The sequence below is a fragment of the Bacillus sp. ISL-18 genome, from assembly GCF_018613415.1.
Classification (GTDB): Bacteria; Bacillota; Bacilli; order Bacillales; family Cytobacillaceae; genus Neobacillus.
Map to the genome: position 1 here is coordinate 69327 of NZ_JAGGQG010000011.1, position 21932 is coordinate 91258.

16 protein-coding genes and 1 riboswitch are annotated in these 21932 nt (G+C 37.7%); of the genes, 13 read left to right on the forward strand and 3 right to left on the reverse strand.

Annotation, left to right across the window (positions count from 1 at the left end):
• Positions 1 to 4: 4 nt before the first annotated feature.
• Both J7E81_RS18045 and J7E81_RS18050 read left to right on the forward strand, forming a co-directional pair.
• Complete coding sequence (locus tag J7E81_RS18045) at positions 5 to 1810, forward strand: ABC transporter ATP-binding protein (RefSeq protein ID WP_215044558.1); 1806 nt, start codon at positions 5 to 7, stop codon at positions 1808 to 1810.
• A gap of 17 nt (positions 1811 to 1827) precedes the next feature.
• Positions 1828 to 2919, forward strand: coding sequence for a nucleotidyltransferase domain-containing protein (locus J7E81_RS18050; protein ID WP_215044560.1), 1092 nt, complete (start codon positions 1828 to 1830; stop codon positions 2917 to 2919).
• Between the two features lie 63 nt (positions 2920 to 2982).
• Here J7E81_RS18050 and J7E81_RS18055 read toward each other — a convergent pair whose 3' ends face one another.
• A complete protein-coding gene (locus tag J7E81_RS18055; RefSeq protein ID WP_251028729.1) occupies positions 2983 to 3459 on the reverse strand; it encodes a VanZ family protein in 477 nt (158 codons plus the stop codon).
• Positions 3460 to 4009: 550 nt separating this feature from the next.
• Positions 4010 to 4093, forward strand: a riboswitch (cyclic di-GMP riboswitch).
• Positions 4094 to 4125: 32 nt separating this feature from the next.
• Here J7E81_RS18055 and J7E81_RS18060 point away from each other — a divergent pair.
• Positions 4126 to 4248: an anti-repressor SinI family protein gene (locus tag J7E81_RS18060; protein WP_215044562.1), complete on the forward strand. Its 123-nt coding sequence runs from the start codon at positions 4126 to 4128 to the stop codon at positions 4246 to 4248.
• Positions 4249 to 4444: 196 nt separating this feature from the next.
• Here J7E81_RS18060 and J7E81_RS18065 read toward each other — a convergent pair whose 3' ends face one another.
• Together J7E81_RS18065 and J7E81_RS18070 are read right to left on the reverse strand one after the other, a co-directional pair.
• Positions 4445 to 5494, reverse strand: a complete 1050-nt coding sequence (locus J7E81_RS18065) for a lactonase family protein (RefSeq protein WP_215044564.1) — start codon at positions 5492 to 5494, stop codon at positions 4445 to 4447.
• Between the two features lie 138 nt (positions 5495 to 5632).
• On the reverse strand, positions 5633 to 6793 hold the full coding sequence (locus J7E81_RS18070; RefSeq protein ID WP_251028730.1) for an ROK family transcriptional regulator: 1161 nt from the start codon (positions 6791 to 6793) through the stop codon (positions 5633 to 5635).
• A gap of 223 nt (positions 6794 to 7016) precedes the next feature.
• Here J7E81_RS18070 and J7E81_RS18075 point away from each other — a divergent pair, with 223 nt between their 5' ends.
• The 10 genes from J7E81_RS18075 to J7E81_RS18120 all read left to right on the forward strand — a co-directional run bounded on the left by J7E81_RS18075 (position 7017) and on the right by J7E81_RS18120 (position 21817).
• On the forward strand, positions 7017 to 9167 hold the full coding sequence (locus J7E81_RS18075) for a glycoside hydrolase family 52 protein (protein WP_215044566.1): 2151 nt from the start codon (positions 7017 to 7019) through the stop codon (positions 9165 to 9167).
• 106 nt (positions 9168 to 9273) lie between these two features.
• Complete coding sequence (locus J7E81_RS18080) at positions 9274 to 9912, forward strand: YesL family protein (protein ID WP_215044568.1); 639 nt, start codon at positions 9274 to 9276, stop codon at positions 9910 to 9912.
• Positions 9913 to 10138: 226 nt separating this feature from the next.
• Positions 10139 to 11473 (forward strand): xylose isomerase, encoded by a 1335-nt coding sequence (xylA, locus tag J7E81_RS18085; protein WP_215044570.1) that lies wholly within the window; start codon positions 10139 to 10141, stop codon positions 11471 to 11473.
• Between the two features lie 86 nt (positions 11474 to 11559).
• Positions 11560 to 13059: a xylulokinase gene (xylB, locus tag J7E81_RS18090; protein WP_215044572.1), complete on the forward strand. Its 1500-nt coding sequence runs from the start codon at positions 11560 to 11562 to the stop codon at positions 13057 to 13059.
• Between the two features lie 28 nt (positions 13060 to 13087).
• Positions 13088 to 14239 (forward strand): family 8 glycosyl hydrolase, encoded by a 1152-nt coding sequence (locus tag J7E81_RS18095; protein WP_215044574.1) that lies wholly within the window; start codon positions 13088 to 13090, stop codon positions 14237 to 14239.
• Positions 14240 to 14638: 399 nt separating this feature from the next.
• Positions 14639 to 16210, forward strand: a complete 1572-nt coding sequence (locus J7E81_RS18100; protein WP_215044576.1) for a response regulator transcription factor — start codon at positions 14639 to 14641, stop codon at positions 16208 to 16210.
• Positions 16211 to 16215: 5 nt separating this feature from the next.
• Entirely contained in the window at positions 16216 to 18015 is a 1800-nt protein-coding gene (locus J7E81_RS18105; protein WP_215044578.1) for a sensor histidine kinase, read from the forward strand.
• Positions 18016 to 18096: 81 nt separating this feature from the next.
• Positions 18097 to 19755 (forward strand): ABC transporter substrate-binding protein, encoded by a 1659-nt coding sequence (locus tag J7E81_RS18110; RefSeq protein ID WP_215044580.1) that lies wholly within the window; start codon positions 18097 to 18099, stop codon positions 19753 to 19755.
• A 251-nt stretch (positions 19756 to 20006) separates the two neighbouring features.
• Positions 20007 to 20876, forward strand: a complete 870-nt coding sequence (locus J7E81_RS18115) for an ABC transporter permease (RefSeq protein WP_374104064.1) — start codon at positions 20007 to 20009, stop codon at positions 20874 to 20876.
• Between the two features lie 11 nt (positions 20877 to 20887).
• On the forward strand, positions 20888 to 21817 hold the full coding sequence (locus tag J7E81_RS18120; protein WP_215044584.1) for a carbohydrate ABC transporter permease: 930 nt from the start codon (positions 20888 to 20890) through the stop codon (positions 21815 to 21817).
• Positions 21818 to 21932: the final 115 nt, after the last annotated feature.

The window sequence follows — 21932 nt, forward strand, 5'->3', positions numbered from 1 at the left end:
TAACATGAAGGATCAGCTGAAATCAATTATAACCCAATATTTTTCGATGAATGATATTCGCAGAGTTTTTTCTTTTGTCCTGCCTTATATTCTCAAAAGATGGAAGGCATATGTTGCCATTCTTCTTTTATTAGGAGTGGATATCTTCCTAACCATAGCTTTTGCTAAGTTTTACGGTGAGATTACGGATGCTGCAATTCATGGTGGTTACAAACAAATATTATCATTTATTCCCTACGGTGCACTCCTTATTTTATTAAGTATCGCTTCAAGTGTGTCTTATACCTTTTTTAATATGATTGCGACAAATGGGGTAAAAATGGATCTGAAAAACCACTTTTTTAACCATGTTTTAAGATTACCTGCCGGGGAGGTGTCCAATTATCGTTCCGGTGAATTAATGTCCCACTTTTCCAATGATATTCATGGTGTCGATGGAGTGATCGGAAGCAGTCTGATTAGCCTTGTTAGACTACCGATTATTTATATTGTTGTATTTGTGTATTTAGTGAATATTAATCTTACACTATGCTTAGTAAGCCTGATTATCGCACCAATTGCAGCACTTTCTGGTTTGGTATTTGGCTTGCTGCTTCGGAAAAATGGCAGATTAATTCACCGTTTAGTTGGAAATATCAATAGTCTTTTAAGTGAAACATTTCATGGATTCACTGTAATCCGTTCGTTTACATTGGAAAAACTGCAATATAAGAAGTATGCTAAGCAAAATCAGGAATTGTATCAATTGGAATTGGAAAATGCTAAACTTCAAAGCTGGTATAAGACAGGCGAACAAATCATTGGTTCGATCACCTTCATTATCAATGTTTCTATTGGGGCCCTTTTTGTTTCCAAAGGAGTTCTTACAGTTGGAGCACTATTAACCTTTCTTAACCTAGTTACACATCTATTCTATCCAATCACAGGAATTGCCAATGTTTGGGCCGGTTTTCAACGGTCTGTTGCTGCCCTTGAGAGAGTACTAGATGTTCTCGAAAAGCCAGCAGATGTAGAAGAACTTCCATCCTTTTCTCAAAATAGCTGTGTTAACGGAAATATTGAATATCGAAATGTTACCTTCAGCTACGTGGAAAATAAACAGGTATTTGAACATTTTAACCTCGAAATTCCGGAAGGAAAGGTTGTTGCTTTAGTTGGTCCTAGTGGGGCTGGAAAGAGTACATTATTTAATCTCCTGCAAGGCTTTTATAAACCTCAATCAGGTGACATACATATTGCAGGGAAGTCACTTCAGGAGTTATCGGCATCTGATTTAAGAAGTTCCATTGCCCTTGTTCCACAAGAGACCTTTCTATTTTCAGGAACGGTAAAGGAAAATCTACTGATTGCACGTCAGAACATTACTGAAAAAGAAATGGTGGAAGCAGCCATACGTGCTGAAATTCATGACTTCATTCTTTCATTACCTAAAGGATATGATACAGAAATTGGTGAAAATGGGATCAAGCTATCAGGAGGACAAAAACAACGAATCGCCATAGCAAGAGCGATTTTAAAAGATGCACCAATTCTGTTATTGGATGAAGCCACTTCTGCCTTAGACAGCGAAACAGAATATTACGTCAAAGAAGCATTAGAAGAATTAATGAGAGGCCGAACCACGATTATCATTGCGCATCGACTGTCCACGATTCAGCATTCAGATGTCATCATGGTTATGGAGCAAGGGAAAATTGTTCAACAAGGAACTCATAACGAACTAATGAAGCAAAGTGGCTTATATCGAAAACTTTATGATTCATCTTTTAGCTCAAAAAATGAAAATACTGTACCTTTAGTTGCAAGATAGAGTGGAGGTGAAAACTCATGAGTTTAGAGATGGTTAGATTACTTTATAATCCAAACACCGGTATGCCCTTAGAAGAAGATTTCTACACACATTCGCTCTTGGATATTGAAAATGAAGGAATCTCATCCCAAGTTTACTTCATTTTAAAGCAGCAGGGGAGGCTAAATCAAACCCCTGTTTTTTTTCAAAATCGTTTAAAGGAAAGCTATGAAAAGGGGCTGTTCCAAAATCTTTTAATCAGAAATCAACTGAATAACATTCTAACCGATTTTGAGAATCATAGTATAGATGTTATCCCACTTAAAGGGGTTCATTTTGCTGAAAACTATTTTGGACATATCGGAGCAAGGTCCACTTCGGATATTGACCTTTTAATTCGATTACAGGACCTTAATAGAGCTATTGAAATAATCAATAACTTAGGATTTACTGTTGAAGAGGAGCAGGTACCCGGTCATTTTCATTGTAGTTTTAGTAAAACTATACCTGGTTCAACCATGCCGCTAGTAGTAGAGTTGCACTGGAATATAGTGAAGGAAAATACGTCGAAGTTTAATATTGATGAGTTATGGAGTCAAGCTGAACTAGTCGGCAACTCTAAATATCTTAAAGAGCTTTCACCTAATCATTTGTTCTACATGATCTGCCTGCACGGCTGGCGTCATAATTTAGATTCGGCGAAATACTTTATAGACATTATTCAATTAATCTATAAATTAGGTGGAAAGATTGATTATGATTATTTGTTAAGACTTGCTGCGTCTCACAAAACATTAACAAGGTTAAAGAGGACGTTATCCATTGTCTATCTTCAATTTCCTCATTTAAGTAGAGTAAAAGAGTTGCCGTTCATAATAAAACGAACGAATTGGGAGTATCAACATTCAAAAGGAATAAGGCAATATATCGATTTTATTGACTATCAGTTATTCAGCTACGATAACGTTAAACATCGCTTAGTTGCACTTCAAAATTTGATTTGGCCTACAAAATATGAACTAATTGCTGAAATTGATGGGGAACACCATGGAAGGTCATTGTTCAAGATGTATTTGACATTATACAAAAAAAGACTTTCTTCTATTATAAAGGTATTTTTACCTCATTAACTATTCTTTTAACAGATCATGATGTGCAAAAAAGGTTGAGTATTTGCTCAACCCTTTTCCACATCATGATCTGTGTTCTGTGGTGAATCGTTTAGTTATGAAGTAGACAGAAAATATCCCTAATGAATCAATAATCAAATCGTAAAATCTGCCATCCCTGCCGAAAAACAATTGGAAAAATTCAGTGATGAAAGCGAAAATTAAGGCAATCACAACCGATGATTTATGAGTTTTTAATAAACTAAAAAGAAGAAAATCCATGATGGCAAATCCTATAAAATGACCTGATTTTACTTTAATAAATTCAGAATGTACCAAAGTAATGTCATTAAAAATAAAGAAAGACAAAAAATCTGGTTTAGGCACCCATTTAAATCCGAATGTATGAAGATACATAAGTTTCTCAATGCTTTCTGTCCAGGTATTTAATAACAAAAATAGTCCCCAAAAGGTTATGAAAAGTAATTTTAAAAAAATACGTTTTTCTTGGGAATTGCGTTTCCTCTCAAGTGGTTGATGATCCATTTCTTTTACTCCCATTTCCCCATGAAATTTTCCTACTATTAATCATAACATCGTTCTTTATGAAGAACAATACTGGGTATTTTAATAAAATTACAAATGAAAATATATATAGTCCAAAACTATACCACTTTAGTATCATACGAAAAATATTTTATAGGTAATACCAACCTGGTTTTTATTTACAAAATTCTACATTTTCTTTATAATGAACTCATATCGTTCTTTTTTGGGAACTGACTAATTAGAAAAGAAGGGAAACTATGATCTATCCGCTAATAAAAAAAAGAGATCAAATACACATTGTTAAAGACCCTTACTGTTGTGTTTGTGGTCTGGAATTTAATACAGAAAGAGTTATTAAAAGGAAAACCCTTAGAAAAATAAAATTTATTGAATTAGGTCAAGTAACCTGTGAGCAATGTGTGTTAAAACTTCTAAACTATGAATAATCCATTACATAATTTGGATTTTGTCGAAATTGTGTCGATATTTTTGGAAATATTTTCATTTAGATTGGCTAAAGACTATAGTACTATTAAAATAGTTCTTTAATACTTTAATACTAAAAAGACAAAGGCAAACCATTCGAAAGGGTGGGACGCAAAGCTACAGGTCTAAGGTTCTTAACTATGATGGCTGAGTTACCTAAAATAGTAATACAATTTTTAGGAGGGTAATAGCGTGTCTGTATTAACTGCTGAAGAAACTGATAAAGAATGGTTAGACCTGATTGTTGAAGCGAAAAAATTAGGACTTTCCATAGAAGAAATAAAAGAATTTCTAGAGAATCCTTTTAAATCATAATGAAACCGACCTTAAAATGTTGAATAGCAACGGACGAAGCTAAATCAATTAATTAATCAAAAACGACTAGTAATACATAAAATATTCTGAATATTATATCTCGAAGGACGAGTGTATGTTTATAAATATTCTAGTTAGATTAAAACAGCTTAACAAATTGGTTTGAACCATTTTGTTAAGCTGTTTTTTGTATAAATTAATAATTCAAAAACTTCACACAAACCCCATAAGGCACCGTAATATCAGAAGTAATCAACGTCAAGCGGCCAGAAACCTCGTCTCTAGTATACAACACCGCATTGCCAGACTCCTGATTAACAGCCACCACAAACTTCCCACTTGGATCAATCTCAAAATCCCGTGGCCAATCCCCTTCAGTAGAAGTATGCTCCACAAACGTAAGCTCACCAGAGCCTGGATCCACACTAAACACAGCAATACTGTTATGCCCGCGATTGCCAGCATAAACATAACGTCCTTCCGCAGAAATATGAATCGCACTGCCTTGATTGTTTTCCTTAAAATCCTCAGGCAGAGTAGAAATATATTGAACCTCGCTAAAACGGCCATTTTCCGGATTGTAATTTAATGCAATTACCTCAGAGCTGAACTCAGTCATAACGTAAGCCATATCCCTGTTTGGATGAAAAACAAGATGTCTTGGACCGCTGCCAGCTTTTAATGGCAAAAGATGTGCCTTGCTAAGAGTGCCATCCTCTTCCACAGCATATGTAATCAGTGCATCAATTCCTAACTCACAAACCACAAGATACTTCCCATCAGGAGTCAATTCGGAAAAATGGGAATGTGGCTTTTCCTGTCTTGGGTCAGGGCCAGAGCCTTCATGCTCTCTAATTGATGCATACGGTAACACTGAACCATCTTCTTGATTAATCAAATGTGATTGAACCAGCCCTTGATGATAGTTAGCACCAAACACCATCCGGTTTTTGCTGTCTACACTCACATAACAAGGTGGTGCGCCAGCTAACACCTGGCTGTTAATTTCCGACAGACTACCATTTTCACCAATCGAAAAAGCGGCAATTCCGCCAGTTTCCCCTTCTTTAACAACCGAGTAAAGATAGCGATTGTCTGGGCTGATTGCTAAATAGGTTGGGTTCCCAAGCTCAGCAGCCACGTTAATATTTTCAATTTTTGCTTCATCCGTATTCAATGTAAAGGAATAGATTCCTTTACTATCTCCCTTTGTATAAGTTCCGATATAACCCTTATAGTTTGCCATCAGCTACACTCCTTCAGAATTGGTTTCGTTTTATTTTATCAAACATTACCAATAATTACTCCCCTAACGAACCGAAGCTTTAGGGAAAGAGGAACTCAGGCAAGACAAAAGTTGATATAAAAAAATATCGCAGTTTAGTTAATGTGTGACAACAATATCCTTAATAAAGTTTTCAATCACAAAGGCAGCCACACCTAATGCTGAAGAATAAATCGAAAGTGACGAGAAAAGTACTTCCATTTCATTCTGATGAAAGGACAAAGAATGATTTTCAATCGTTCTTTTTATTGGTGCTTCAAGCCACTGCCTTGCTTTGGCTAATCGATTACCGATGATGACCTGCTGTGGATTAAAGCTATTAATAATGTTATTTATGCCGTACCCCAGATAGCGGCCAATTTCTTCAAAAAGTTCAAGGGAAGTCTTGTCATTTTCTTTCGCACGTTGGATCAATGATTCAAGCGTTGCGTCCTTTTGGTTCGTCATTTGTAACAGGGTATGTTCGGAAGCATACATCTCCCAGCATCCGCTGCTTCCACATCTGCAGGGTCTTCCATTTACTTCAATAATCATATGTCCAAATTCTCCGGAATAACCATTATTCCCTTGATACAACTCGCCATTTAGGATGATCCCAACACCAATCCCAATTCCTGCACTAATATAAATGATATTTTCGTGATGTTGGCCTGCACCAAATTGTTTTTCTCCATACGCGCCGGCATTCGCTTCGTTTTCAATGATAACTGGAAGTTTAAAAACTTTCTCAATCTCTGATTTTAAGGATACGTTTTTCCAGCTTAGGTTGGGTGCCAACAAAACCATACCTTCTTTATCCACAATACCAGCAACACCCAGCCCCACACCAACTACGCCATATTTGCTGGGAGGCATTTCAGTAAGAATGGTATGGATACCTGTTTTAACAATTTCTTTTACAACTGAAAAACTAGAATCTTGAATTAGTTGGCTTTTTTCAAAGATGATATTGCCCTTTAAATCTGTTAAAACACTTAGGATATAATTAACACCCACATCAATCCCAATGGCATATCCTGCTGTTTTATTAAAGTGGAGAAGGACCGGACGGCGGCCGCCGCTGGATTCACCTGGACCTGATTCATAAATGAGATCTTCTTCTAATAATTCATTCACCATGGAAGAAACGGTGCCCTTATTTAAACCGGTCACCTGAGCAATGTCAGCACGTGAGATTGGCTCTTTCTCCATAATCATTTGCAGTACCAAAGATTTATTGTTTCTTTTTACTACCTGCTGGTTCCATGTAATGGTTGTCAATGAAAAAATCTCCCCATGTTCGTTATTGTATATTTATCTTAACATAAACTTAGTTTATTGGATATACAAACAAAGGAAAGCGTGCTATAATACAAATGGAAACGGTAAGAAATAACCACAAACTTGGTGTGTAATCGCTTCCTCGTTTCAAGCTAACCGTGAAGTAAAGTTAGGGACATCTCTGAAACAATTAACTATTATTTGGAGAAAGCAGGGGAATTATATGTCAAAAAATATGTTTTTCAATGCCCATCATTCACCAATTGGAGCCTTTTCAAGTTTTACCCTTGGTTTTTATGGGAATGGCGGGGGACTCGATCTTGAGCTTGGCCGTTCACCACGAAAAAATGTTTATGTTGGTGTTGAATCGGCAGAACGTGAAGGAATCTATGAGGCACTGCCATTCTTTGAACTAGAAGATGATGAAAGTAAACGCTATGATATTGAAAATATGGATCCAAACCCAGATAAGCCGCGCATCATTTTACCTTTTGAGAAGGAACAAATAGAGCGGAACTTCCAATTGGGAACAGATTCTTGGAAGGCCGGCGATTTAACCTTTACCGTCTATTCTCAAGTCCAATCTGTACCAGATCCAGCTACAGCATCAGACGAACAACTAAAAAGTACCTTAATACCTGCTGTATGGGCGGAGCTTACGATTGATAACACGCAAGGAACGAAAAGCCGACGCGCCTTTTTTGGCTATCAAGGCAGTGACGCATACAGCTCGATGCGTCGTTTGGATGATACTTGTGATGGGATTGCTGGTGTTGGCCAAGGCCGCGTAACAGCCATTGCAACCAATGACCCTGAAGTGAAGTCAGCTCTGCACTTCAGCTTGGAGAATATTTTAACCACACCGTTTGAAGAAAACTGGGCCTTCGGTTTAGGACCTGTCGGTGCACTAGTGGTGGATGTTCCTGCCGGGCAAAAACGCACCTATAAATTTGCTGTGTGCTTTTACCGCGGGGGCTATGTAACAGCAGGGTTAGATGCTTCCTACTTATATACAAGATATTTCCCAAATATCGAAACTGTAGCGACTTTTGCCTTAGAAAATTTTGATCAATTCACAGCCGTTGCGAAAGAATCCAATCAATTAGTAAGTGATGGGGATTTATCAGATGATCAAAAGTTTATGATGATTCATTCCATTCGCAGCTACTATGGCAGCACACAATTGCTGGATGTGGACGGAGAGCCGTTTTGGGTGGTAAACGAAGGGGAATATCGAATGATGAATACCTTCGACCTGACTGTCGACCAAATTTTCTTTGAATTGAAAATGAATCCTTGGACAGTGAAGAACGAGCTGGACATGTTTGTCAGCAGATTTAGCTATGAAGATAAAGTGCGTTTCCCAGGGGATGAGACAGAATATCCTGGCGGTATCAGCTTTACGCATGATATGGGGGTTGCTAACACGATTTCCCGTCCGCATTATTCCTCTTATGAATTATACGGATTAGATGGATGTTTCTCTCATATGACTTATGAGCAGTTGGTTAACTGGGTGTTATGTGCATCTGTATATGTAGAACAAACAGGAGATACCGAGTGGTTAAACGGGAATTTGGATGTTTTCTTCCGCTGCTTTGAAAGCATGATCAATCGTGATCATCCGGAAGCAGATAAACGAGATGGCATTATGGGTCTTGACTCCACACGCGTAATGGGGGGTGCAGAGATTACGACTTATGATAGTTTAGATGTTTCACTGGGCCAGGCAAGAAACAATATTTATTTAGCCGGCAAGACATGGGCATCCTATGTGGCATTAGAGAAAATCTTTAAAGAGAATGGACTAACGAACTTGTCGAAACAGGCTGGAGAGCTAGCGGAAAAATGTGCATCCACGATTGCAGGCCATATTACGCCTGGCGGCTATATCCCTGCGGTTATTAAGGAAGGGAACGATTCTAAGATTATTCCAGCGATTGAAGGACTGATTTTCCCTTACTATACAAACAACAAAGAAGCATTGGATCCAAATGGTCGTTTTGGCACCTACATTCAAGTATTGAAAAAGCACTTAACAACCGTATTGACTGAAGGTGTTTGCTTGTTTGAAGATGGCGGCTGGAAGATTTCGTCTACAAGCAATAATTCTTGGTTAAGCAAGATCTACTTAAGCCAGTTTATTGCCCGTGAAATTCTTGGGCTTGATTGGGATGAAAAAGGAGCAAAGGCAGATGCAGCACATGTTGCTTGGCTAACGCATCCAAATCTATCGGTTTGGAGCTGGAGTGATCAAATCATCTCTGGTGAAATCGCCGGAAGTAAATATTACCCGCGCGGAGTAACAAGTATTTTATGGCTTGAGGAAAGTAAAAAATCCGCACCATTAGCGGCTTCTGCAATGACTGAATAAAGGAATCGAGACTGTCTGGTAGTAACTGGACAGTCCTATTTTTTAATAGAAGTAATGCGACACTTGTTTTATACTAAAGATAGTACTCATCAAGAGGTGAAAGACCATGCAATTTAATTGGGTAGTCGGTAAGGCATATACTGGTTGTGAGTGGGTTATGAAACTAGCTTATTTAAATATTTTATGGGTGCTCTTTTCATTGGGCGGTCTTATTTTACTCGGCATTTCCCCTGCATCTGTCGCATTGTTTACCATTTTAAGAAAATGGTTGATGAATGAGACGGATGTACCAATCTTTCGAACCTTTTTAACTACTTATAAAAAGGAGTTTATCAAATCCAATCAGCTTGGATGGGTAATGGCGTTGATCGGGATGTTCCTGTATTTCGATTTCAAGTATCTGATTACGGTTGGAGGAACGATACAATATGTGCTCTCCATCCCACTGTTGATTGTTTCGATTTTATTTTTAATCACGATGCTTTATCTTTTTCCTGTTTATGTTCATTACGAATTACGCCTGATTCAATATATTAAAAACTCCTTTTATATTGGAATCATTAACATGCATATCACTATTTTGATGATTGCTGTAACGATCCTCATAGGCATCTTGTATCGTTCTATTCCTGGGATTGTTCCGTTTTTTAGCATAAGTTTGTTCTCTCTCATGGTGATGACGGGGGCCAAACAAAGTTTTAATCGGATTGAAGCCAAACAAAAAAAACTTAGTGTACAAAATTAATAAACTGTACTTCCGAAAAAGCTGTCGACGCAAAAATGGGACAGCTTTTTTGTTTGTCATAATTTGTTCAAAAAAAATTCTATAAATCTTTGTTTATCCGATAGACAAACGAAGTGGAGGATGCTATACTCTAATTAAACCTAGGTTAAAGACTATGAGATTAAAAGACATGTAAGCATTTACAAGACTAGGTCTATAACCGAAAAACCTTAGGAGGAATCCACCCATGGCATATTTTGAAAATGTAAAAAACATTCAATTTGAAGGTTCAAATTCATCGAATCCTTTAGCATTTAAGTATTATAATCCACAAGAAGTAATCAACGGAAAAACAATGGAGGAATTACTGCGTTTCTCTGTTACCTGGTGGCATACATTTACAGCAGACGGAACAGATCCATTCGGCGTAGGTACTGCCATTCGTCCTTGGAACCACTTAACAGGACTTGATTTAGCAAAAGCACGCGTTGAAGCAGCATTTGAACTTTTTGAAAAATTAAATGTTCCATTCTTTGCTTTCCATGATGTTGATATTGCTCCAGAAGGAAGCACATTAGCTGAATCTAACAAAAACCAAGACATTATCGTTAACATGATTAAAGAATACATGAAAACAAGCAAGACGAAGCTTCTTTGGAACACGGCTAATATGTTCACAAATCCTCGCTATACACATGGTGCAGCTACTGCTCCAAATGCAGATGTATTTGCATACTCTGCTGCAAAAGTGAAGAAGGGCTTAGAAGTAGCGAAGGAATTAGGCGCAGAAAACTATGTATTCTGGGGCGGCCGTGAAGGATATGAAACACTATTAAATACTGATATGAAGCTTGAGCAAGATAACCTAGCACGCTTCTTCCACTTGGCAGTAGATTATGCAAAAGAGATTGGCCTAAATGTGCCTTTCTTAATTGAGCCAAAACCAAAAGAGCCAACAAAACACCAATATGACTTTGATGTGGCTACTGGACTAGCATTCTTACAAAAATATGACTTAACTGATTACTTCAAGTTCAATCTTGAAGCAAACCATGCAACATTAGCTGGTCATACATTCGAACACGAACTTCGTGTGGCTCGTATCAATGGTATGCTTGGCTCGATTGATGCAAACCAAGGGGATCCATTACTTGGCTGGGATACAGATGAGTTCCCAACTGACTTATATTCTACAACATTAGCAATGTACGAAATTCTTCTAAATGGCGGCCTAGGAAAAGGCGGTACGAACTTCGATGCGAAAGTACGTAGAGGTTCTTTCGATCCAGAAGATTTATTCCACGCTCACATCGCTGGAATGGATGCATTTGCAATCGGCTTAAAAGTAGCAAACAAGTTACTAGAAGACCGTGTATTCGAAAACTTCATTGATGATCGTTACAGCAGCTATACAAAAGGCATCGGTTTAGACATCGTTGAAGGCAGAACAAATTTCCGTGAATTAGAACAGTATGCTCTTGGTTTAACTGAAATCAAAAATACTTCTGGCAGAACAGAAGTATTAAGAGCTACACTTAACCAGTATCTATTAGAAACACTTTCAGGTGTGACAGTTCGATAAAAACAACAATGAACCCAACAAAATAAAATGGAAAATGTGCTGGAAGTTACTTGTCCAGCACATTTTTATAGAGAGGGATGCTGCAAATGAAATACGTTATTGGTGTTGACCTTGGGACAAGCGCTGTCAAAATTCTCCTCGTTAATCAAAATGGTGATGTATGCCAGGAAGTTTCCAAATCTTATCCTTTAATTATCGAGAAATCAGGTTATAGTGAACAAAACCCGGAAGAATGGGTGGCAAAGACAACGGAAGGATTGGCTGAATTGGTCCAAGCATTCCAAGGCGATGTAAAGGATATAGAAGGAATCAGCTTTTCAGGACAGATGCATGGATTGGTTTTACTAGATGAGGCAAACCAAGTTTTGAGAAATTCAATTCTTTGGAATGATACAAGAACCACGAAGCAGTGTCAGGAAATTTATGAGACTGTGGGTCAGGAGAGACTTCTTGAGATTACGAAAAACCCGGCATTGGAAGGCTTCACCTTACCGAAAATTCTTTGGGTAAAAGAGCAGGAGCCTGAAACATTCAAACGTGCAAGCGTATTCATGCTTCCAAAAGATTATTTGCGTTACCGCATTACCGGCAATATTCATATGGAGTATTCGGATGCAGCCGGAACATTAATGTTAAATGTAAGTAAGCGGGAGTGGAGCCCGGAAATTTTAAATCTATTTAGTATTGCTCCTGAACTTTGTCCGCCGCTGGTAGAATCCCATGCTTGTGTTGGCACAGTTACAGCTGAATTTGCGCAAAGTACTGGATTATCAGAAGCAACGAAGGTATTTGCGGGCGGAGCGGATAATGCTTGTGGAGCAATCGGTTCAGGTATTCTTTCAGAAGGGAAATCATTGTGCAGCATTGGTACATCTGGTGTTGTCCTTTCATATGAAGAAAGAAACGACCTAGACTTTGAAGGTAAAGTTCACTATTTTAACCACGGTGAGGAAAATACTTATTACACGATGGGGGTTACTCTTGCTGCCGGTTATAGTTTAAGTTGGTTTAAGGATACATTTGCAAAAGAGGAAGCCTTTGATCAATTTTTAGAAGGTGTTGACGAAGTATCTGCCGGCAGTGATGGCTTATTATTCACTCCGTATATCGTTGGAGAAAGAACACCGCATGCGGATTCCAATATCCGGGGCAGCTTCATTGGAATTGATGCTGGCCATGAGCGGAGGCACTTTGCCCGTGCGGTTCTTGAGGGAATCACTTTTTCATTAAATGAGTCCATTGAAATTTTTAGAAACAGTGGTAAGACCATTGATTCGATCATTTCCATGGGCGGCGGTGCTAAAAATGAAACATGGCTGCAAATGCAGGCTGATATCTTTAATGCTAAAATCGAAAAACTTACAAGCGAACAAGGTCCAGGTATGGGGGCAGCAATGTTAGCGGCTTATGGCAGCGGCTGGTTTACCTCTTTGAAAGAGTGTGCAGAGAAGTTTATTCAAACGTCAAAAACCTATTATCCTATTGAGGAAAATGTAGAAGCATATAAAAAACTATTTGCTATTTACCAACAAGTTTATACACAAACAAAGGTGCTTAATGATCAATTAAAGGATTTTAGAAGATAAGTTGTAGATCGATAGGTGGAGGGGACATATGACAAAGTTCGTTGAAAAGCTAGATGGCTCTTTTTACACTGGGGAATATCGAAATCTCTTCAAAGAAATCGGCAAAACGGATGAAGAAATCAACCAAAGAATCAAAAATAATTGGGAAGAACTTTTTAATGGTGATGAAGATACAAGAATCTATTATCCAGTCGGCGTTGATTTAGGGTATATGCTCGATACTGGAAACCTCGATGTCCGGACGGAGGGCATGTCCTATGGAATGATGATGGCGGTACAAATGGATATTAAAGATGTATTTGACCGGCTTTGGAACTGGACAATGAAGTACATGTACATGACTACTGGGGAACACGCAGGTTACTTTGCCTGGTCTTGCCAGCCTGATGGTACGAAAAATGCTTACGGTCCTGCTCCTGATGGGGAAGAGTTCTTCGCGATGGCTTTATTCTTTGCCTCCCACCGCTGGGGAGATGGTCCAGAGCCTTTTAACTATAGCGTTCAAGCAAAGAACATTCTAAGGACTTGCCTTCATAACGGTGAAGATGGTGTGGGCTACCCTATGTGGAATCCGGATAACAAATTAATTAAATTTATTCCTGAATGTGAGTTCTCGGATCCATCCTATCATTTACCGCATTTTTATGAATTATTTGCTTTGTGGGCGTACGAGAAAGACCGTCCGTTCTGGAAGGAAGCAAGTATGGCAAGCAGGGAATATCTAAAGATCTCTTGTCATCCTGAAACCGGCTTAGCCCCAGAGTACGCATACTATGATGGCACTCCGAACAATGAGAGAGGCTATGGTCATTTTTTCAGTGATGCCTACCGTGTAGCTGCTAATATCGGTCTTGATTACGAGTGGTTTAGAGGGGATGCATGGGAAACGGAAGAAGCGAATAAGATTCAAGCCTTTTTTGCAGATAAGGATCCTGTTGATTACCGGCGTTATACGATTTCTGGAGAACCATTTGAGGAAAAATCTCTTCATCCGGTTGGTTTGCTTGCGACAAATGCCATGGCCTCCCTTGCCGCAGATGGTCCAGATCGATTAAAATGGGTGAAATTATTCTGGAATACTCCTGTTCGAACTGGGGAAAGACGGTATTATGATAACTGCTTGTATTTTTTTAGTTTGCTGGCATTAAGCGGCAATTATAAAATTTGGGCACCTTATTAAGTCAATAGATAGACTAAAAGAATGCTCTTCGTATTTATTAAAGCGAAGGGTATTCTTTTTTTGTTGTCAATTTACATAGAAACTAAAAATAGAGGACAAAAAATGAAGCCTCTCAGGTAATGAATTTGAGGGGCTTCATCGTTTAAAAATTTCATTAAATTCCAAAAATTTTCTGATAGTCTAACCTCTAAACTATGTTCCGTGGTAAAATGAGAATAAATAAATTCTGATAAGGAAATAAATTTATTCTTTATTTATTAGTCTTTCAACAGCAATAACAATAAAACATTAGTAATAATATCAGGTGTGAGATACGTCTTTTTTATTATGTAAGCGCTTAAGGTTCTGGGGCTTTAAAGCGCAAAATGCTAATTTCATCTAATTGGAGTTGAATAGACAATGCATAAAGTGATTTTAGTTGATGATGAAAATTTTTTCCGGAAAGGATTAAGAAGTTTAATAGATTGGGAAGCAAGTGGATTTAGGGTTGCAGGAGAAGCTGCAAATGGTGAAGATGCGTTAGCACTTATTGATGAAGTAGATCCCGAACTCGTCATAACCGATATCAGAATGCCGGTCTTAGATGGAATAGAGTTAATTAAACATGTTATGCAAAAAGAGGGAAATCATCCTAAATTTATTATTATCTCGGGTCACAGTGATTTTAAATACGCCCAACAAGCGGTACGTTACGGTGTTCATGATTTTATCCTAAAGCCCATTGATCAGGAAGAAATTGAGGAAACCTTGCAATTGCTTTCCCATACAATATCAGAACAAAAGCTCGTTCGTGAACGGAACATTGAAATAAAGAAGGCCGTTTTTCTTGAAAATCTGATTTATGGAAAAGTCAATGAGGAGGACGCTTACGCTTTCTCAAGAGAACTATCTTTGAGCAGTGCTGCCGAATATTATTATCTGATTTTGGAGGTAAATGGACATCCTCAATCTCCAGAAATTCAAGTGAAGGAAAAAATAACTAGTATCATCCACGATATATGTGATCCACAAGTGGGGGTATTTATTCAAGAGTTAGAACAAGGGAGCTATGGATTGTTAATTCCCTCCACTTATCTGTGTCGTTTCCAAATGCAAATCAGTCATTTTGTGAAGTGGATTTATGGATTACTTACAAGTAATATGCCTCAAGAGGTTACCTTTTATATTGGTCCTGCTGTTCCCAAATTATATTTTTTAAGAGAGTCGTTCGAAGCAGCCAAAAATGCACGCGAGTATAAGTATGTGTATGAAGATAAAAATATTATTCTTTCAAAAGAGATAGAGAACAATAAATCGATTACCTATACAGAACTTGAGGATTCTTATTACCATCTATTAATGGAGCAAATAGAAGAAAATACAACGATGGCCATTATGGAAACAATAGATAAGATTTTCCTTCAGTTTGCCTCGAAAAAAATGGCTCAAGTAGCAGTGAAGGCATCCATCAATCGATTTGTTCACGCGATTTTAAAAATTATTAAAAACATGGAAGGGGAAGTATCGAATTTAAAAAACTTCCGGATAATGCTTCAGCTTCAAAACTATAATTTAACATTACAACAACTTAGGAAACAATTTCTTGAATTTGTGTTAGAAAGTAAAGAAATGATCACAATCCTTCGCAAACAATCTGCAGATGGTGAGGCTCATAAAATTAAACAATTTGTAGACTCACACTATCGGGAGAATATAAGTTTGAAATCCATCGCTGCAAAATTTTTTATGAATCCTGTCTATTTAGGCCAGTTATTTAAGAAAACCTACGGGATCTACTTTAAAGATTATTTATTGCAGGTAAGAATTAATGAGGCGAAAAAACTGTTGAGGCAATCGGAACTGAAGATATATGAAATTGCGGAAAGAGTAGGTTTTAATAATACGGACTATTTTGTGACCATTTTTGGGAAGTTTGAAAAGATAACTCCCTCTGAATATCGGAATAAACTACTAGAAAAAAGAAAAGTGTGATTACCATGAAAAAAGTAAAATTCAGTTTTCATAATGTGCGTTTAAGTAAAAAATTATTGATTATGTATATTTTTTCAGTCTTTATTCCAATTGTTTTAACCAATATTATTTTTTATACGGTTACGATAAAAAATGTAAAACAGCAGCAAATGCACGACTCGCAGCTTGCATTGAACCAAATAAGTAATGATTTTGGGAAGATTATCGACGATGCCGTCGGGATATCTTCCTCTCTTTATACCAATACCAATATTAATTTATTCCTGGAGAGGGAATACCCTTCAGATGTGGATTATGTGGATGATTATGATACTTATCTACGAACCTTTAACCAATCAAGCCCGATTAATCCGTCAATCAATTCGATACGATTTTATACGGATAACCCCACGATTATCTATTCGGGCGGTGTCTATCCATTAACAGAGGAAATCAAAAAAATGGCTTGGTATAAACAATTAATGAAAACGAATAATACGTCTCCTATCGTATTAAATTCAATCCTTGATAACCAAACATCAACTTTCAGTATTATAAGAAAGCTTGATTACTTTAACTTTAATAATAGACAAAAGATTGTAAAAATCGAAATTAATCCGGAAACCATCGATAAAATATTCAATAATGTTACCTTTAAAGGAGATGTTTATCTTCTCAATGACAAGGGGCAAATTGAGTATTCAACGAAAAAGGATTTAGCATGGAGAGATAAGCACATCCCATTTAGTCAGATCTCAAACACAAATAAGACGGTGCTCTTTGATTCGACCCACTTGGACCAAGCCTACCTTCAAAGCTGGAAGGTGGTTGGAACTCTCTCCGAAAAAACAATGCTTAATACCGTTAACAAATCGGGGCGCTTTATTCTCTATTTGGCTTTTATCAATATCATCATTCCTACTATTATCATTATTTTAATTAATCGATCCTTTTTAAGAAGGTTACAGCGCATATTTAGACATGTTAAAAAGATGGGGGATCAAAATTTTGAAAAGATTCCCGATCCGGAATATACAGATGAAATAGGAATCTTAACAAGTGAGTTTAATCGCATGGTAAGGAAAATTGAGGAATTGATTCAAGATGTATTGATTGCTAATATCCAAAAGCAAGAGATGGAGATTAAACGAAATCGTGCCCAGCTTAGCGCTCTGCAAAGTCAAATTAATCCGCACTTTTTATTTAATGCGCTTGAAACCATCAGAATGAGAAGTTTAATGAAAGAAGAGATTGAGACGGCTAATATTATCCATAATATGGCCAAAATTTTTCGTAACTCCTTGACTTGGGGAAAAGACATGGTAACGGTCCGATCGGAAGCAAACCTGGTCGTTAGTTTTCTTGAAATCCAAAAATACCGGTTTGGTGAAAAGCTAGAATATGAAATTGATATAGATGAGGCTGCAGAACATTGCATGATACCAAATATGGCTCTCCAGCCATTTGTTGAGAATGCTAGTATTCATGGAATAGAGCCGTTAAAGGGAAATGGGAAAATTAGTGTAAAAGTCACAGTTAATCAAGATATCTTAACCTGTATCGTCATGGATAATGGTGTAGGAATGCCTGAAGATAAAAAGGAACGGATACTCCACTCCTTAAAAAATGAAGATGAAATGGGAAAAAGTGTGGGTATAAAGAATGTGTTTTATCGTTTGAAGCTGTACTACGCGGACCAATTTCACTTTTATGTGGATAGTGAGAAAGGAAAAGGAACCATTGTTACAATGAAAATCCCCTATAAGACGAGTATAACAGACAAGAAAATTGAAATTTCACAAAACAAACTATACTTTACTAAGTAACAACTATAGTTTTTAGGTACTCCAAGAAAGCCCTTACATTTTATAATAAACATGTAACTAAAAAGAAACGGGGGTTAGCAAATGATTAACAAGAAATTCTTGGCTGTACCTTTAATGGCAGCGATGTTATTTACTGCAGCAGGATGTACTAAAGATGAAAGTGCTAGTACAAGTTCCAGCAAAAATGACAAATCACCTGTAACCTTTACTTATTTTAATGCCGGTGCCGCAGGTAAAGACTTGAATACCGATGAAACTGCCATTGGTAAAGAACTTGAAAAACAAACCGGTGTAAACTTTAAGGTCGAGCACATTGTGGGTGACGTTAATACAAAGATAGGAACGATGATCGCTAGCGGAAAATATCCAGACCTTCTTGTTCCCGATCAAGGAATCGATAAAGTGGTACAAGCAGGAGGATTTATTGATTTAACGGACCTAATCAATAAACATGCCCCGAATCTTAAAAAATTATATGGTCCTTACTTAAATCAAATGAAAGATCCGAAGGACGGGAAAATTTATTTTATTCCATTTGGCGCCAGCCAGGGATATGCCCCATACCCCGATATTCAGCAAAGCGCATTTTGGATCCGTCGTGATGTTCTAAAAGAAGCAGGCTATCCAAAAGTGAAGACAGTCGATGAATATTTCAAACTAATAGAAGACTTCCAGAAAAAGCATCCACAGACGAATGGTGCTCCTACGATCGGCTACACATCACTAAACTACGATTGGAGATTTACCGTAGGTGATGGTGCAAGGCATGCTGCAGGTTATGGAAATGATGGCGGCGTTATTGTCGATACGAAGACACAAAAAGCCTCTGTTTTTGCAAACAAGGATTGGATGAAAAATTATCTTCAAAAATTAAATGACCTTAATGCCAAAGGAGTATTTGATAAAGAATCATTCGTTTCCAATTATGACGAATATCTTGCGAAAATAGCTTCAGGACGTGTCTTGGGATTCTTTGATTATCAATGGGAAGTTTCCCAGTCTTTAAATAGTTTGGCAAAAGCCGGCAATGACGATATGCGTTACATGGCATTGCCAATCACCTTTGATTCCAGCATAAGAGATGCTTATGTCGATCCGCCAGCTTTTGTAAACAACCGCGGTATTGGTATTACTGTTAGTGCAAAAGATCCTGTTCGAATCATTAAATACTTAGATGCACTTTGTAAAGAAGAAAATCAAAAGCTAGTTATGTGGGGAATTAAGGGACAAACTTATGAAGTCAATGACAAAGGCAGATTCTATCGTACTCCGGAAGAAATTGCAAAAACCCAAGATCAGAAATTTAATGACCAGTTTGGCTTCACGACTTTTGATTGGTACTGGCCTGTCGGTGATGGTCTGTATAGCGATGGTAACGCATGGGGCCCAGCGAAACAACCGGAAGTGGCGCAAGCTTCTTACACAGAAGGGGATAAAAAATTATTATCCGCATACAACATAAAAGTGTTTTCTGACCTGTTTGCGAAACCTGAAAACCGTCCGTGGTATCCGGCATGGAGCGCACAGCTTGAGCAAGGATCTCCTGCCCAAATTTACGACCAGAGAAGCCAGGATTTGCAAAAGAAATACTTTGCTAAATTGGTATTAGCCAAGCCGTCTCAATATAATTCTCTCTGGAATGAGTTTACGAAACAATACAATGCCCTAGATTCTAAACCATATGAAAAAATAATGAATAAAGTAGTTCAAGACCGGGTTAAATTAGCTGAGCAAAAGTAGGATAAAGAGAATGTAATCAAGGCCGATATTTGCAAAAACAAAGATATCGGCCTTGACCATTTTAGTAGACACTATTAATGGGAAGCTTTATAACATTTGAAGGAAAGGGACTTAGTACTTTCCTTAAGGGAGGGCTAGTAATGCAGGCAGAAACGAAAATTGCTGATGAGTTGATTCAATCTAAAGTTTCCATTCAGTCTAATAAGAAAAAGGGACTATTTCTCAAAAGGTTGAAGACGCAAAAGGCACTTATGGCCATGAGTATTCCATTCCTGATTTGGTTGTTTATTTTTAAGTACGTCCCTTTATGGGGCTGGAGCATTGCTTTTCAGGATTATAAACCAGCATTAAGCATGTTCGATCAAACATGGGCTGGATTAAAACATTTTAAGTTTTTATTCGATGACGCAAACTTTTACCGGGTGCTTCGTAATACGCTGGGTATGAGTGTTATTAATCTTGTATTGGGGTTTGTAACTGCAATTGGTCTTGCCCTGCTTTTAAATGAAATCAGACATAGCAAATTTAAGAAAGTCGTTCAAACCATCAGCTATATGCCTCACTTTCTTTCATGGGTGGTGGCGGCAAGCATCATTTCTTATTCTCTTTCCACAGATACGGGAATTGTCAATATTGTATTAATGAAACTGGGTATTATTCATCAGCCGATCCTATGGCTTGGAAAGGAAACTTGGTTCTGGGGAATTAACGGGATTTCCGATGTTTGGAAAAATGTCGGCTGGAATACAATCATCTATCTGGCCGCCATTACGATGATTGATCCGGAACAATACGAAGCAGCAGATATTGACGGTGCAACCAGGCTCCAGCGGATTAAGCATATTACACTTCCTTCTTTAAAACCAACAATTATTATCTTGCTGATCATGAATTTGGGTTATATTTTGGAATCAGGCTTTGAGGCCCAATATTTACTAGGAAATCCAATGAACCTTGACTACTCGGAAAACCTCGATATATATGTATTAAAATACGGGATTTCAATGGGGAATTTTTCACTTGCCACGGCAGCGGGCATATTTAAAACAGTCGTTAGTTTCATCTTCCTGTTTACTGCTAACCATATCGCTAAAAAGTTTGATCAGCCAAGGCTGTTTTAGGAGGGAGACATATGAAACAAAGGAAATTCTTTAAAGCTACAAAAAATTATTCCGGAGCAGGCGATTATCTTTTTGATATTTTTAACTATACATTTATGATTTTTCTTTGCGTAGTTATGCTGTATCCGTTTTTAAACCAGGTGGCTGTTTCTTTGAATGAAGCCACTGATTCCTTAAAGGGCGGAATTTTTTTATGGCCAAGGATATTTACGATGGCAAATTATAAGTATGTATTTGGCGAAGCCAGTATTTTTCATGCCTTCTTTATTTCGGTTTTAAGAACTGTAATCGGAACACTTGTTTCTGTCCTTTGTACGGCAATGGTTGCTTATACAATCAGCCGAAAGGATTATGTATTACGAAAATTCGTGACGATCGCCTTCGTTATTACGATGTATATTAACGGCGGTCTGATTCCGAATTACTTGCTCATCAAAGACCTGGGTTTATTGGATAGCTTTTGGGTATATATTATCCCAGGAATTATTGGAGTATTTAATCTCATCGTAATTCGTTCTTTTATTGAAGGAATACCTGATAGTTTATTTGAATCAGCAAAAATCGACGGCGCAGGCGATTTTACTACTTTTATCAAAATTGTCCTTCCGTTGTCACTGCCGGTATTGGCGACGGTTTCACTGTTTGTGGCCGTTGGTCAATGGAACTCCTGGTTTGATGTTTTCTTATACAATTCATCAAATTCAGATTTAAGTACGTTACAATACGAATTGATGAAAATTCTGCAAAATTCGAACGCCTCGATGTCGGGGAAAACAGCGTCTGATGCCATGGCGAATACAACTGCACAAGCAAACATGGTAACGCCTACTTCCATTCGGGCTACGATGACGATTATTGCCAGCTTGCCTATTATTATGGTCTATCCATTCCTTCAAAAATATTTTGTTAAAGGTTTAACACTTGGCGGGGTGAAAGGCTGATCCTATTAAGCTAGTAAATGTATTACCAGTGAAATGTGTTAAAAAAAGGACTAAAGGTCCTTTTTTTTTGAATTCTTTATAAATGCTAGTAAAAAGCAAAGAAAGGATGAATAAT

What these genes read in the sequence shown, in the direction of transcription:
- J7E81_RS18045 (WP_215044558.1), top strand. Translation starts at nt 5, where the DNA reads ATGAAGGATCAGCTGAAATCAATTATAACCCAATATTTTTCGATGAAT.
- J7E81_RS18050 (WP_215044560.1), top strand. Translation starts at nt 1,828, where the DNA reads ATGAGTTTAGAGATGGTTAGATTACTTTATAATCCAAACACCGGTATG.
- J7E81_RS18055 (WP_251028729.1), bottom strand. Translation starts at nt 3,459, where the DNA reads ATGGGAGTAAAAGAAATGGATCATCAACCACTTGAGAGGAAACGCAAT.
- J7E81_RS18065 (WP_215044564.1), bottom strand. Translation starts at nt 5,494, where the DNA reads ATGGCAAACTATAAGGGTTATATCGGAACTTATACAAAGGGAGATAGT.
- J7E81_RS18075 (WP_215044566.1), top strand. Translation starts at nt 7,017, where the DNA reads ATGTCAAAAAATATGTTTTTCAATGCCCATCATTCACCAATTGGAGCC.
- J7E81_RS18080 (WP_215044568.1), top strand. Translation starts at nt 9,274, where the DNA reads ATGCAATTTAATTGGGTAGTCGGTAAGGCATATACTGGTTGTGAGTGG.
- xylA (WP_215044570.1), top strand. Translation starts at nt 10,139, where the DNA reads ATGGCATATTTTGAAAATGTAAAAAACATTCAATTTGAAGGTTCAAAT.
- xylB (WP_215044572.1), top strand. Translation starts at nt 11,560, where the DNA reads ATGAAATACGTTATTGGTGTTGACCTTGGGACAAGCGCTGTCAAAATT.
- J7E81_RS18095 (WP_215044574.1), top strand. Translation starts at nt 13,088, where the DNA reads ATGACAAAGTTCGTTGAAAAGCTAGATGGCTCTTTTTACACTGGGGAA.
- J7E81_RS18100 (WP_215044576.1), top strand. Translation starts at nt 14,639, where the DNA reads ATGCATAAAGTGATTTTAGTTGATGATGAAAATTTTTTCCGGAAAGGA.
- J7E81_RS18105 (WP_215044578.1), top strand. Translation starts at nt 16,216, where the DNA reads ATGAAAAAAGTAAAATTCAGTTTTCATAATGTGCGTTTAAGTAAAAAA.
- J7E81_RS18110 (WP_215044580.1), top strand. Translation starts at nt 18,097, where the DNA reads ATGATTAACAAGAAATTCTTGGCTGTACCTTTAATGGCAGCGATGTTA.
- J7E81_RS18115 (WP_374104064.1), top strand. Translation starts at nt 20,007, where the DNA reads ATGGCCATGAGTATTCCATTCCTGATTTGGTTGTTTATTTTTAAGTAC.
- J7E81_RS18120 (WP_215044584.1), top strand. Translation starts at nt 20,888, where the DNA reads ATGAAACAAAGGAAATTCTTTAAAGCTACAAAAAATTATTCCGGAGCA.